This window comes from Gracilibacillus sp. JCM 18966, assembly GCF_055392695.1.
On record NZ_AP043883.1, the window covers coordinates 2,730,562 to 2,743,964 of the forward strand.

Consider the following 13,403-nt stretch of genomic DNA (forward strand, 5'->3'; position numbering starts at 1 on the left):
ACCCAAAGATATTAACAAAAAAACATCAAAAACAAAAAATATTGTTTTTGATGCCCTAGAGAAATTAAATATATTTTTCCAGTGTTTGTACAAACTGTTCTAGGTACTTTTGGTCAATTCCATCAAAGCGATTCGTTGTAGGACTATCTATATCTAAAACACCGAAGATTTCTCCATCCTTAAGGATAGGTACAACGATTTCCGACTGACTTGCTGCATCACATGCAATGTGGCCTGGGAATTGATTTACATCGGCTACAAGCTGTGTTTTTTTCTCGGAAATGGCTGTTCCACAAACACCTTTTCCACTTTTAATCCTTACACAAGCAGGTAAGCCTTGAAATGGTCCAAGTACTAATTCATCTTCCTTCCAAATATAAAATCCAACCCAATTGATATTATCTAAAAATTGATTTAATAGTGCGGAAGCATTGGATAAGTTGGCGATCACATCTGGCTCGCCTTGAAGCAGTGCATCTAACTGTTTGATTACTAGTGAGTAGTCCTTTTCTTTGTCTCCATTATAGAGGGATGCTTGAAACATGCAGTCTCCACTCCTTTATGCAAATAGTTTTAATCATCATACAATATTCGCCTTTAAGTGACAAATAAATCGTTTCAAAGTGCTGTTAATTTTGTAGCCGAAAAGTTCTGGTCTATCCGAAATAGGTCAAAAAATAAAATATTCTAGAGAATTTTGTTAAAATTTTCGCCAAACCATGGGGAAACATGATATTATTTACATATACAAAAGTTTTGAAAAGGATACATACAAAAGTCTTGAAATAATCATTAAATAATTTTATTTATGTTACTATATAGACAGGGTTCATTGGGAGGGTATCGTATGGAGTATTTAATCGGGTTTATACTTTTAATAATCGCACTATTAATTCTAGGATTAATTCTTCGAAGGAAGATATATGACCATGTCGATCGGTTAGAGGAATGGAAAATTGACATCATGAATAGAAACGTGACAGAAGAACTAAGTCGTGTAAAAAAACTAAATTTACTAGGAGAAACACAACAAAAATTCGAGGCATGGAAAAATAACTGGGATCTTATTGTAACAGAAACCCTTCCTGATATGGAAGAAGATTTAATGGATGTCGAGGAAGCAGCCAATCGTTTTCAAATAATGACGGCTAAAAAAAGACTGCAATACATAGAGGAAAAGCTACAGTCAATCGAGGCAAACATAGAAGAGATTTTCAAGGATTTAAACCATCTAATGGATTCCGAAAAATATACGCGCCAACAAATCGAAATTGTTAGTCCTAAATTAAAAGAGTTAAAAAAATATCTTCTCCATAATCGAACACAATTCGGAAGAGCGGAAATAATGTTTGAAGCAACCTTAACAGAAATGGAAAAAGAGCTTCAATCGTTTAGTGAATTAGAGGAAGGCGGAAATTATTTAGCTGCCCAGCAAAAAATTGATCAAATAAAAGAAGAGTTAGAAGAGATAGAACAACGTATCAGTGCATTTCCTAGTATTTACCGAAAATGCAGAAAGGAAATTCCTGATCAAATGAATGAGCTTATTCGAGATATGGAAGAAATGGAAGCAGAAGGATATCGAGTGGAGCAATTCGGCTTTGAAAAAGAATTAAAACAATATGAGCTTGTTTTAAAAAACAGTATGCGTGAATTAGAAAAAGCGGAAACTGCGGAAATTAATGAGACATTAGAGCAAATAGAAGAGCGTTTAAATGAAATGGAACTTTTGCTTGAACAAGAAGAAAAATCAAAATCAATTGTGGAGAATCAATTGCCGAAAGCAAAGCAAAAAACAATGGAGCTTGAAGAAAATTTCTTAAAGATGAAAGAAGAGGTAAATGAATTACAACAAACCTATTTTATTGAATCTTCTGATTTAGAAATGTTTTTAAGTGTGGAAAAATGGCTGGAAAAGATTACAAATCAATTTCATCAAGTGGAAAAGGATTATGAGGAACAAACAAGTCATCATGTCGAAATTAAAGAAAGACTAGACCTCTTTGAAGAGGAAGTAGACGAGCTTGAAAAAGCCCAGATTGAATTTAAAGAAAAGGTTCGAGATCTAAGAAAAGATGAAATCGAAGCAAAGGATGATATTGCTAGTATTAAACAAAAATTAATCCAAACGAATAAGCGATTAGATAAAAGTAATATCCCTGGTGTTCCTTCCAGTATTCTCAACATGCTAGAAGAGGCAACAGAAAAATGTGAATTTGTAATTCAGCATTTACAAAAACACCCATTAGATATGGGGAAAGTCCAGCATGCGTTAGAAGAAGCAAATAAATCTGTTAATAATTTTGTCAATCAGACGAATCAAATACTTGATAAAGCAAGATTAGTCGAAATTGCGATCCAATATGGTAATCGATATCGAAGAAAACACCCCGAACTTGCCTCTCAACTATCGGAAGCAGAAGCAATGTTCCGTAACTATAAATACGAAAGTGCCTTCGAATTGACCATTAAAGCACTGGAACAGGTGGATACAAATGCTATGGAAAAAATAGAAGAGCTAGATGAGCGGTATCAAGAAATGTTAGGTTAAAGAGAATGGCATAAAGAACTTCATATTTGGTATAGGGAGAAGATATTCCTGAAACGTTAGGGATATCTTTTCTATTTGTATCATTTGATGAATCTTCTATCTATAAATGATAAAGGAATTATGATAAAATAAGGTCAATTTTGTAGGAAAAGAGTACAAAAAAGAAAGAGAAGCAAAATAAGAATACGCATATTGATAAATGAGGGATTGAGAAATGATTTATTTGGACAACAGTGCGACAACCAAACCAAAAGAAGAAGTAGTCCAAAGCTTCCGACAAGCAGCATTACAATATTTTGGAAATTCATCCTCCATTCATGGCCTCGGTATGGATGCCGAAAGATTACTGCGCATGTCTAGAAAGCAGGCAGCATCCATTTTACAAGTCGATTCGAGAGAAATAATTTTCACTTCTGGAGGAACAGAAGGAAATAATGTTGCGATAAAAGGGGTAGCACTAGAGCATCAAAATAGAGGGAAACATATTATTACAACACAAATAGAGCATCCTTCCGTACTGGAGACATGTCGATCATTAGAAAAGCATGGTTTTGAAATCAGTTATTTGCCAGTTGATCAAGATGGAAGAGTATGCGTAGAAGACTTAAGAGCTTCATTAAGGGAAGACACCATCTTAGTTTCGATTATGCATGTCAATAATGAGATCGGAACTATTCAACCAATCGAACGATTCGGAGAAGTATTAAAAAAATATCCAAAAGCGTTATTCCATGTGGACCATGTACAAGGATTTGGCAAGGTTCCTTTAAATATTAAACAAAGCGGGATTGATTTATTAACGATTTCAGGTCATAAAATACACGGACTTAAGGGAACTGGTTTACTATACGTTAAAGGTGGCACGAAATTATTCTCTTTACATCATGGTGGAGGACAAGAAGCAAACCTCCGCTCAGGAACGGAAAATTTACCAGGTATTGTAGCACTAGTGAAAGCAATGAGATTAGTAAATAATGACAGAGAACAGCATTTAAATCATCTAGAACGGCTTAAAATGTTTTTATATAAAAAAATAAGCAATCTAGAATCTTGTGTTCTGAACACACCAGAAGAAAACAGTGCCCCACATATCATTCATTTTTCTGTACCAGGATTAAAGCCAGAAGTGGTGATCCATGCGCTAGAGGAAGCAGAAATATATATATCTACAAAGTCTGCATGCTCGTCTAAAAGTGCTGACGAGAGTGCTGTTCTTGTGGCTTGTGGTAAAGCAAATAATATTAGCACGTCAGGACTTCGTGTAAGCTTATCCTATGAAACAACTCAACAAGAACTTGATTTTTTTGTAGAGAAATTGCAAGAGGTATTGGAAAAACTAAGTAAAGTAATGAGGTAGATATTATGCAATATGATCACATTGTTATTAGATATGGAGAATTGTCTCTTAAAGGTAGAAATCGAAAACTTTTTACTTCACAGCTAATGAAGAATGTCCAAGTAGCTTTACGAGCATTCCCCAACATTCATATTCAGACAAAACGAGATAGAATGTATATTGTTTTAAATGGGGAAGATCAGGAAGCGATTATAGAGCGGTGCAGTAATATTTTTGGTATCCAGAATATGAGTTTGGCGATAAAAGTGGCAAGTGAAGAAAAAGCAATAAAGGAAGAGGCATTAGCCCTTTTAAAAAATAGTAATGCTAAGACATTTAAAATTTCAACGAAGCGGTCGAATAAAGATTTTCCGATTGGATCACAGGATTTTAATCAATTATTAGGTGCCCATTTATTAATTAATACAGAGAATATATCAGTAGATGTTCATCATCCAGATCTGGAAATTACAGTTGACATTCGAGATGAAGCAACTTACTTAACCTCAGAAAAAGTGGTTGGAGCAGGAGGTCTACCAGTAGGTACTGCAGGTAAATCTTTATTATTACTGTCTGGCGGTATTGACAGTCCAGTAGCTGGTTATCAAGCAATGAAACGTGGAGTGGAACTGGAGGCTATCCATTTTCACTCACCACCATATACAAGTGAAAGAGCAAAGGAAAAAGTGTTAGACCTAGCTGAAAAGCTTGCTTTTTATGGTCGTAATATTAAAGTGCATGTTATTCCATTTACAGCATTGCAACAAAAAATTCATCGTGAAATTCCACATGGGTATTCCATGACCATTATGCGTAGAATGATGATGCGAATAAGTGAAGCAGTTGCAAAAAAAGAAGAGATACTTTCGCTCATAACAGGTGAAAGCTTAGGACAAGTGGCCAGTCAAACAATGGAAAGTATGCACGCTATTAATGCTGTTACTTCTTATCCAGTCATTCGACCGCTTATTGCAATGGACAAGGATGAGATTATTTACATCTCAGAAAAAATCGAGATGTACCCCATTTCGATTCGACCATATGAAGATTGTTGTACTGTTTTTGTTCCAAAATCACCGAAAACAAAACCAAGATTAGAAAAAGTAGAACAATTCGAAAGCCAATTAGATTTTAAACAAGATATAGAAGAAATCCTTGAGAACGTAGAAACTATTACGATAGCAGCGAATAATCATCACCAAGATTCCATGAGTGATCTATTATAATATGTATAACTATTTTGAATTAATTAACAACAAATACCAGTAAAAATTGTGCATGATTTCATCTCACTCCGAGCAAGATACTATTGTACAAGAGGAGGTGAACAACATGGCAAATAACAACAGCTCTAATCAATTAGTAGTACCTGGAGTAAGTCAAGCACTTGATCAAATGAAATACGAGATTGCACAAGAATTTGGCGTAAGCTTAGGTGCTGATACTACTTCACGTGCAAATGGTTCAGTTGGTGGTGAGATCACTAAGCGTCTTGTCCAAATGGCTGAGCAACAACTAGGTGGACAAGCAAATCAATAATCGTATTACATGATGATAAAGGATAGTGTTTTTAAAGCACTATCCTTTTCTTTCTATCTAGACTTTGCTATCGTAGTATATTATAAACTCAGACTTTTGTTCGTACGTGGTAGGTGAGAAAATGGGGAAATTATGGTACGGAGGAAAAATATATACATTAACGGAGCCAAATGCAACTGTTGAAGCTATTTATACGGAAAACGGATCTATCGTAGAAATCGGCAATAAAGTGTCATTAGAAAGACGCTATAAAAATAAAATAGAAGCTAGCTATAATCTTATTGGAGATACAATGTATCCGGGATTTGTAGATAGCCATTTACATATTATCGGACATGGGGAAAAGCTTACTCGTTTAGATCTATCACCAATGACTTCCGCCAATCAAGTTTTAGAAGCTGTAAGAAATAAACAACATCAATTAGAACACGGGGAATGGCTGATTGCTGAAGGATGGAATGAAAATCAATGGACGAATGCAAAGATTATTAGTAGATGGGATTTGGATAAAGCTTGTCCCAAAAATCCAGTATTATTAACAAGAATCTGTCGCCATGCTGTCATTGTAAATTCGAAGGCACTAAAGCTCGCATGTATTACAAAAGAGACCAAGGATCCCCAGGGCGGTAAGATTGTTCGCAATGAAATGGGAGAACCAACTGGTTATTTACTGGATAAAGCACAAGACCTTATCAAGCAAATTTTATCACCTATTTCGAACAGCCAATTGGAAAAAACAACAGAAGTAGCGATCAAGGATCTATTATCTAAAGGTTTAGTAGGCGGACATACCGAAGATCTTTCCTACTATGGCGGGTTTGAAAGAACATTACAAGCATATCAACATATCCTACCAGCAAAATATAAATTTAGAGCCCATTTGTTAGTTCATCATCTCGTATTTGATGATATGATCGAAAGCGGATTATCTTATGGTGATGGAGGACCATTCACAACACTAGGTGCGATGAAAATTTTTTCTGACGGTGCGTTAGGTGGGAGAACAGCATGGTTAACGGATGTCTATACAGATGACCAAGATAATTACGGAATTCCAATTCACGAATCGGACAGGCTAGAAGAATTGGTGAGAAAGGCAAGAAAATACGATCATCCGATAGCTGTTCATGCGATTGGAGATAAAGCAGTAGAAGAAGTTGCAAAATTAATTAAAAAATATCCACTTAAAAATGGAAAGCGAGATCGAATTATCCATGCACAGATCATCAATAAAAACGTTTTGTCGTTATTAAAAGAGATTAACGTCGTCTTAGATATTCAACCATCCTTTGTATCATCGGATTTCCCTTGGGTGCTAGAAAGGATAGGAGATGAACGAGCACCTTTAGCGTATGCATGGAGGACTTTCATCGAGGAAGGAATAGCTTGTGCCGCAGGATCAGATGCACCTATTGAGGAAGTAAACCCATTAAATGGAATCAAGGCAGCAGTGAGTCGCCAATCAGATTTAGATCAACAAGCATATGGAGAAACACAAAAATTATCGATGTACGAGGCTGTTTCGCTCTATACGAAAGGTAGTGCCTTTGTTATTAATCATGAACACGACAGAGGATTAATCCAGCCAGGCTATGTCGCGGATTTTACTATTTTATCACATGATCTATTTTCGATAGAGAATTACGAAACAATCGACGAGGTTACAGTAAAAGGTACGATAGTCGATGGAGAATGGATGTATAAGGCTTAGTGTAGTGCCGGGTGAATCGCCCGGATTTTTATTATACGCTAGGAAACAGCATGAAATATTTGCAGGAAGTAAAACGACGAAATCAAAATTTTGATGACAAAAGTATAAGAAAAGCTAACTCATTTGCTAAAAGACGAGCGAATGTGAGTTTTTCTAATCGGAAAAATACAAAATGCAAAAGCTGTATCCTGGAAATAGTGCTTAGTCAAAGCTAGATAACCAAGAGAAAAGGCTATATCTTAGTAAAGTTGTTTTAGTGAAGCCAGATAGCCAAGATAAACAATTATATTTTTTTAATAAGACATGAGAAAAGCTAAATAACCAAGATATAACGAATAAAACCATCTGCCGAATAAATGATTTATTTGGCAGATGGCATGACATTACAAAAATGTTCGTTTAACACGATCCCAATATGAATTATTTTTTAATTTAACTGTCTTAATTCGTTTATCACTAAGCCTAATCGTAATTGAATGAATATTCCGAATCGAATAAGCCTCATTATCTAGTCCAATAATTGGGTAATCGTTCCCGTCTTGGAGTACTTCCAATCTTAGTGTTCGGTCTTGATTTAATAGAAAAGAAGAGCCAAGTGTACGATACCTGTTATTATTAAGCGAAGCGAGCTCTGAGACTTGAATACAAGCTAATTTAGGATCAACTACAGCTCCATGTGTAGACTTGTTATAGCCAGTACTTCCTGTCGGTGTTGCAACAATTAATCCATCCCCCCGAAATCTCTCAAAGTGAGTATCGTCTATGTAGACATCCATAACGATTGTTTTGATTATCGCAGAGCGAATGGCAGCCTCATTCAGACAATAAAAGCTCGATTCTCCGTTAATAGTAACTTCGATTACTGGAAAACGACGAACCTCTAGCTCTTCATTTTTCATCGCATGAATCATGTCGACATAATGTCCCAGATGAAAATCACAATAAAGTCCAGCTTCATTTTCTTTTGTAATACCTACATAGAGACTATCTTGTTTAAAGTTGGTATGACGAACCGCCTGTAGAAATTCGCCATCACCACCAACACTAACAATGATATTTGCTTCCTTCGGGTCATCCACGATTTCAAATCCGCTTTTTTCGATATGTTCAAACAATGGGTTTATTTTTTCCTCTAAATCATCACTTTTTGAATAATAAAAGTAGATATATTTTCTTTTTTCCATAGAAAAGCCTCCTGTAAAAAGTAATTCCATCATTATTTTATCACGGTAGCGCTTACCTTACTATTAGGAAAACTCAAAATCTAAAGGAATGCGATACTCCCTTTGATTAATCTACCCAAACTTTGTAAAGAATAATAAGAAATGGTGGTGATCAATGAAATGATTCTCCTAATACTAATTGGAATCTTTTTTATATTAATCCTTGCATTAATCATTATTTTATCCATCGCACGCTTTTATTTTACCTTGTATTGGAGCATAAATGAAGAAGAACAAATGGTCATTCTTTCTGTCCATCTCTTAAAGATCAGAGTTTATTATAAAGAAATAGAACTGGATAGTTTCGATTTTTCGGATAATAAGAAGACATCTACAAATAAGAAAAAAGATCTACGGTTAATTGGGAGCTTGCTGTTGGATCAAGGTAGACTAGAACAGTTTGAAGTAGACGCGATCATAGGAACAGGAGAACCGGATACTACGGCAATCCTTTATGGCCTATGTAAAGGAATAATGGAAGCATTAAAGAATTATTTTTCAACAAAGACAATGACCCCTATTCATTGTAATATCTCTGCGGACTTTGACGAAGAAATTTTAGAGACGGAAGGAATATGTATGATTTCCTTAAAAATGCGAAAAACTATTCGTGCATTGCGGAAAAACAAATAAGAAGGGAGTCCAGTCAACATGGAAGAAAATAATGTGCATCCATTAGAAGGATTCATGTCTTTAACTATGGATAATTTAAAGCAAATGATTGAAGTAGACACAGCTATTGGAAAGCCTATAGATACACCTGATGGAAGCTTGATTATTCCTTTATCTAAGGTGAAGTTTGGATTTGCAGCTGGAGGTAGTGAATTCAATGGCAAGGGGCAGTCCTCTGATAAACAGTCAGATTCGGAGTCAGAATCAGAAGCCATTATTCCGTTCGGAGGAGGTAGTGGTGGTGGTGTAAGCATTACTCCAAGTGCTTTTTTAGTTGCAAATAAACAAGGAGTAGAATTAGTGACATTACACGAATCTACGACTACTCGTGTTTATGAAAAAGTTATGGATAAAGGGCCAGAACTTGTTGATCAAATTATGGAAATGCTTAAGAAAAATAAAGATGATAAAGATAATCATGAAGAACGTAAACGTCGTTAATCATCAGAGTAGACTTCAGCGTCCACTGCCTTCATAATATAAGAGGCAGTGGATTTCAAATTTATCACAGCACAATTGGAGTCACACTTTATTATTCTCGTTTCATGAATCAGAGAGAGAATATTTAATAAATAGAAGAATTGCTTGGAGGAGAAACAATGGAATTTTCAGTAGAAAGAGCATTTGATCTGTTAGATCAATCCATACAATTGATTCAACATGAAGAGCGAGTAACCTATTTAGATGGATTGGCATTAGCATTAAAAAAATTTAATGCTGGGGTAGAATTGACAGAACCATCTTTACAAGAAATGGCCAAAATGTTGGAAGAAACAGAAGTGACGAGTGAGCAAATTCGCAAGGTCATTCAACTAGCCATTATAAAAGGAATGAAAGGCTCCACTCAACAGCAGCATATGATCACTCCGGATTCTATCGCCTTGTTTATTGGTTACTTTCTTCAAAAGTTTTTGAAAAATAAAGAAGAGTTTCGGGTGTTTGACCCTGCAAGTGGCACCGGAAATTTATTAACTGCAGTAATCAATCAAGTGGAGGCTAACGGAATAGGATATGGAAGTGAAATTGATCCAACCCTAATTCAGATCGCAGTAGAAAGTGCCAATCTTCAGGAACAACAAATTGAATTTTTCCATCAGGATAGTTTAACACCTTTATTACTAGAGCCAGTTGATTTCGTCATTGCCGATTTGCCAGTAGGCTATTATCCTGATGATACGCAATCTTTACAATATCAATTAAGGGCGGAAGAAGGTCACTCCTATGCACACCATCTATTTATCGAGCAATCGATAAAATATACGAAAGAAGGAGGGTATTTATTATTTTTGATACCTAATTTCCTCTTTACTAGTGATCAAAGTGAGAAGCTACAAAAATACTTGCGAGAGCATACCCACATTGTCAGCTTAATGCAATTGCCCTTAACTTTATTTACGTCGGAAAAATTTGCAAAGAGTCTTTTTATACTACAAAAGAAAGGACAGGATACTAAGCCACCAAAACAGGCATTAATGGCCCAGTTACCTTCTTTTAAAGATGTACAGGCAACGGATAATATGCTTAAAAAAATAGACAAATGGTTTAAGAACGAAAAATTAGAATAGTCAGAAAATAAAAATATTTCAAAGGAAACGGTAACAAAAGGAATAGCTGTTGCAAACTTGTACTTACGGTGGTTAAATGGAGTTGGGAATGTTTTTAGAATTATAGTTCGGAACGAAAGGATGGAAAATGTTGCGTAAAATTTTAGCAATAAATGCTGGAAGTTCTTCCTTAAAATTTCAGCTTATTGAAATGCCAAAAGAAACGGTTTTGGCAAAAGGCTTAATAGAACGTATCGGCATTGACAACTCTGTTTTTACAATTGAGTATAAAGAAACGAAAGATCAAGTTACAGAAGATATAGAAAACCATGAGAAAGCTGTTAAATTGTTACTAGATAAGCTTACAAGTACAGGAGTCATCTCAAGTCTTGATGAAATTGACGGTGTGGGACATCGGGTAGTACATGGTGGAGAAAAGTTCAATGATTCTGTTCTAATTACAGATAAAGTAATCAAAGAGATCGAAGAAGTATCCGATTTGGCACCATTGCATAATCCAGCCAATTTAACTGGAATCCATGCATTTCGTGAGGTTTTACCTCATGTACCGGCAGTTGCAGTCTTTGATACCGCATTTCATCAAACGATGCCAGAGCAAGCTTATTTATATAGTCTTCCTTATGAATATTACCAAGATTATGGGATAAGGAAATATGGTTTTCATGGAACTTCCCATAAGTATGTTTCAGAGAGAGCAGCGGAAATGATGGGTGTACCATTAAATCAGTTACGTTTAATTTCTTGTCACCTAGGAAACGGTGCGAGTATTGCAGCTATCGAAAATGGTAAGTCTATCGATACTTCGATGGGATTCACGCCATTAGCTGGTGTTACGATGGGTACAAGATCTGGCAACATCGACCCCGCATTAATTCCATACATCATGGAAAAAACAGGACAAACCGCAGCAGAAGTGATGAACGTATTGAACAAAAAAAGCGGTATGCTAGCTTTATCAGGATTCTCTAGTGATTTAAGAGATATAACAGACCGTGCGAGCGATGGTGATGGACGAGCAGAGCTTGCATTACAAGTATTTGCTGAGCGTATCCACAAATATATTGGATCATATGCAGCAAGAATGCATGGGGTAGATGCCATTATCTTTACGGCAGGTGTTGGGGAAAATAGTGTGACTATTCGAGAACGAGTGTTGCAAGGATTAGAATTTATGGGTGTTTATTGGGACCCTAGCCTCAATAATATTCGTGGAAAAGAAACATTTGTGAACTATCCACATTCACCTGTTAAGGTAATTGTGATTCCAACCAATGAAGAAGTCATGATTGCGAGAGATACAGTTAGATTAACGCAAGATGTCAAAGTATAAAAAACGAGAGGGGAGCCCTCTCGTTTTTAACTTCTTACAACAAGCACATCACATTTTGCATGTCTTGTGATGCTTTCAGAGACACTACCGATTAAAAATCTTTCCACTGCATTCATTCCTGTTGCACCACAAATAATAAGATCTGCTTCATATTTTTTTGCAATATCTTTCGGTATTTTAATCTTTGGTGAACCGATTTCTACATGTGAAGTAATATCGGTAACTCCACTTCTATTCGCTTTCTCTTTATAATTATCAAGTAAACCTTTGGCATAATTTTCTGAACGTGCCGCGAGCGATTGATCATATACCTCGGGGGCAACGGTCGTTATGGTTCTCGTATCAATGATATGCACAAGAAACATTTTTGCATTATTTCTTTTCACAATATCTACTGCTTTTTTGAAAGCTAGTTCAGATGCGTCGGATCCATCTACAGCAACGAGAATTCGATGATATTCAAATGCCATGATGATCACTCCTCTCTTTCTTCTCTTTTATTATAACATGAATACGTTTTCACTCGCTATCATTAAATTTAATTACCTATTATTATTTTACCACTATGCTTTCTTCTTCAAACATAGCCTAATTGTTAAATTTTCGTGTACTTCCTTATAATATTAGAAAAAATTTTGAGCTTATTGTAGGATAGAATAAGAATGTTAAGTTTTAAAATGAAGGAGAGAAGTTGGATGGGGCATGCTTTTATTACGGCTGGTACAAAAGGTCTAGGCTTAAAAGTGACAGAAGCCTTTTTAAAATTAGGACATTCTGTAACGGTCACTTATTTTAGAGATAATAACCGAGCAAATGAAGTAAAACAAAAATTTGCAGATTATTCCTTACATATTGTGCAAGCTGATGTTTGTGATAAGAATGATCTAACCAATGCTGTCCAAGAAGCTACACATACATTTGGTACAATTGATTATCTCATTAATAATGCAGGGCCTTTCATCTTTGAACGAAAGAAATTGCTAGATCACACGGAAGATGAGTGGCAACAAATGATTAGTGGTAATCTGGATAGTGTGTTTCATCTTCTACAACTAACCGTCCCAGCAATGAGAGAACAACACTTTGGAAGAATTGTGAACTATGGTTTTCAAGGTGCAAATCATGCAGCTGGTTGGGTTAATCGCTCTGCCTTTTCTGCAGCAAAGGTAGGCTTAGTCTCTTTAACCAAATCCATTGCATACGAAGAAGCAGAAAATGGCATTACTTCCAATATGATTTGCCCTGGTGATATTGTTGGGGATATGAAGGAAGCAAGTATAGAAGAAAGTAGAAAAGCACCAGATCAAGAGACACCCATTGGAAGGTCAGGTACAGGAGAGGATATTGCAAGAACAATTTTATATCTATGTGATCAAGATTCTGACATGATTACTGGGACAATTATTGAGGTGACAGGAGGATTAGATGTCATTCACCAAAATCGATAAAAAATAAAAAAATTTTAAAAAAGATGAA

At 35.7% G+C, this 13,403-nt stretch carries 13 protein-coding genes; 10 read left to right on the plus strand and 3 right to left on the minus strand.

Annotated elements, in window-relative coordinates; all coding sequences use genetic code 11:
* Nucleotides 1–64: 64 nt before the first annotated feature.
* Nucleotides 65–544: a GAF domain-containing protein gene (locus ACZ5N5_RS13030; protein ID WP_054861398.1), complete on the minus strand. Its 480-nt coding sequence runs from the start codon at nt 542–544 to the stop codon at nt 65–67.
* 303 nt (nt 545–847) lie between these two features.
* On the opposite strand from ACZ5N5_RS13030, the gene ACZ5N5_RS13035 reads away from it, so the two are divergent.
* From ACZ5N5_RS13035 to ACZ5N5_RS13055, 5 genes are all read left to right on the plus strand, one after another.
* Nucleotides 848–2,551, plus strand: a complete 1,704-nt coding sequence (locus ACZ5N5_RS13035) for a septation ring formation regulator EzrA (RefSeq protein ID WP_054861399.1) — start codon at nt 848–850, stop codon at nt 2,549–2,551.
* Between the two features lie 214 nt (nt 2,552–2,765).
* The gene (locus ACZ5N5_RS13040) at nt 2,766–3,908 is read left to right on the plus strand and encodes a cysteine desulfurase family protein (protein WP_464372622.1); all 1,143 of its coding nucleotides are present in this window, start codon (nt 2,766–2,768) and stop codon (nt 3,906–3,908) included.
* Nucleotides 3,909–3,913: 5 nt separating this feature from the next.
* Nucleotides 3,914–5,113, plus strand: coding sequence for a tRNA uracil 4-sulfurtransferase ThiI (gene thiI, locus ACZ5N5_RS13045; RefSeq protein WP_464372623.1), 1,200 nt, complete (start codon nt 3,914–3,916; stop codon nt 5,111–5,113).
* 106 nt (nt 5,114–5,219) lie between these two features.
* A complete protein-coding gene (locus ACZ5N5_RS13050; RefSeq protein ID WP_054788239.1) occupies nt 5,220–5,426 on the plus strand; it encodes an alpha/beta-type small acid-soluble spore protein in 207 nt (68 codons plus the stop codon).
* A gap of 121 nt (nt 5,427–5,547) precedes the next feature.
* Nucleotides 5,548–7,137, plus strand: coding sequence for an amidohydrolase (locus ACZ5N5_RS13055; protein WP_464372624.1), 1,590 nt, complete (start codon nt 5,548–5,550; stop codon nt 7,135–7,137).
* Nucleotides 7,138–7,520: 383 nt separating this feature from the next.
* Here the strand turns inward: ACZ5N5_RS13055 and ACZ5N5_RS13060 are convergent, their stop codons facing one another.
* Nucleotides 7,521–8,321 carry an NAD kinase gene (locus tag ACZ5N5_RS13060; protein ID WP_054861400.1) on the minus strand — a complete coding sequence of 267 codons (801 nt, stop codon included), beginning with the start codon at nt 8,319–8,321 and terminating at the stop codon, nt 7,521–7,523.
* A gap of 141 nt (nt 8,322–8,462) precedes the next feature.
* Between ACZ5N5_RS13060 and ACZ5N5_RS13065 the strand changes: the two genes are divergently transcribed.
* The 4 genes from ACZ5N5_RS13065 to ACZ5N5_RS13080 all read left to right on the plus strand — a co-directional run bounded on the left by ACZ5N5_RS13065 (nt 8,463) and on the right by ACZ5N5_RS13080 (nt 11,927).
* Nucleotides 8,463–8,993, plus strand: a complete 531-nt coding sequence (locus tag ACZ5N5_RS13065) for a DUF2953 domain-containing protein (RefSeq protein WP_109982996.1) — start codon at nt 8,463–8,465, stop codon at nt 8,991–8,993.
* 18 nt (nt 8,994–9,011) lie between these two features.
* Complete coding sequence (gene ytfJ / locus ACZ5N5_RS13070) at nt 9,012–9,473, plus strand: GerW family sporulation protein (protein ID WP_109982995.1); 462 nt, start codon at nt 9,012–9,014, stop codon at nt 9,471–9,473.
* Between the two features lie 158 nt (nt 9,474–9,631).
* Nucleotides 9,632–10,597, plus strand: coding sequence for a class I SAM-dependent methyltransferase (locus ACZ5N5_RS13075; protein ID WP_464372625.1), 966 nt, complete (start codon nt 9,632–9,634; stop codon nt 10,595–10,597).
* A gap of 130 nt (nt 10,598–10,727) precedes the next feature.
* Nucleotides 10,728–11,927: an acetate kinase gene (locus tag ACZ5N5_RS13080; RefSeq protein ID WP_464372626.1), complete on the plus strand. Its 1,200-nt coding sequence runs from the start codon at nt 10,728–10,730 to the stop codon at nt 11,925–11,927.
* A 26-nt stretch (nt 11,928–11,953) separates the two neighbouring features.
* Here the strand turns inward: ACZ5N5_RS13080 and ACZ5N5_RS13085 are convergent, their stop codons facing one another.
* Nucleotides 11,954–12,397 carry a universal stress protein gene (locus tag ACZ5N5_RS13085; RefSeq protein WP_109983874.1) on the minus strand — a complete coding sequence of 148 codons (444 nt, stop codon included), beginning with the start codon at nt 12,395–12,397 and terminating at the stop codon, nt 11,954–11,956.
* A gap of 225 nt (nt 12,398–12,622) precedes the next feature.
* Between ACZ5N5_RS13085 and ACZ5N5_RS13090 the strand changes: the two genes are divergently transcribed.
* Nucleotides 12,623–13,375 (plus strand): SDR family oxidoreductase, encoded by a 753-nt coding sequence (locus tag ACZ5N5_RS13090; protein WP_054788242.1) that lies wholly within the window; start codon nt 12,623–12,625, stop codon nt 13,373–13,375.
* The last annotated feature ends 28 nt before the right edge of the window (nt 13,376–13,403 follow it).

Coding starts and splice junctions, on each gene's coding strand:
- ACZ5N5_RS13060 (WP_054861400.1), bottom strand. CDS start 8,321: ATGGAAAAAAGAAAATATATCTACTTTTATTATTCAAAAAGTGATGAT.
- ACZ5N5_RS13065 (WP_109982996.1), top strand. CDS start 8,463: ATGGTGGTGATCAATGAAATGATTCTCCTAATACTAATTGGAATCTTT.
- ACZ5N5_RS13050 (WP_054788239.1), top strand. CDS start 5,220: ATGGCAAATAACAACAGCTCTAATCAATTAGTAGTACCTGGAGTAAGT.
- ACZ5N5_RS13035 (WP_054861399.1), top strand. CDS start 848: ATGGAGTATTTAATCGGGTTTATACTTTTAATAATCGCACTATTAATT.
- thiI (WP_464372623.1), top strand. CDS start 3,914: ATGCAATATGATCACATTGTTATTAGATATGGAGAATTGTCTCTTAAA.
- ACZ5N5_RS13090 (WP_054788242.1), top strand. CDS start 12,623: ATGGGGCATGCTTTTATTACGGCTGGTACAAAAGGTCTAGGCTTAAAA.
- ACZ5N5_RS13075 (WP_464372625.1), top strand. CDS start 9,632: ATGGAATTTTCAGTAGAAAGAGCATTTGATCTGTTAGATCAATCCATA.
- ACZ5N5_RS13085 (WP_109983874.1), bottom strand. CDS start 12,397: ATGGCATTTGAATATCATCGAATTCTCGTTGCTGTAGATGGATCCGAC.
- ACZ5N5_RS13030 (WP_054861398.1), bottom strand. CDS start 544: ATGTTTCAAGCATCCCTCTATAATGGAGACAAAGAAAAGGACTACTCA.
- ACZ5N5_RS13040 (WP_464372622.1), top strand. CDS start 2,766: ATGATTTATTTGGACAACAGTGCGACAACCAAACCAAAAGAAGAAGTA.
- ytfJ (WP_109982995.1), top strand. CDS start 9,012: ATGGAAGAAAATAATGTGCATCCATTAGAAGGATTCATGTCTTTAACT.
- ACZ5N5_RS13055 (WP_464372624.1), top strand. CDS start 5,548: ATGGGGAAATTATGGTACGGAGGAAAAATATATACATTAACGGAGCCA.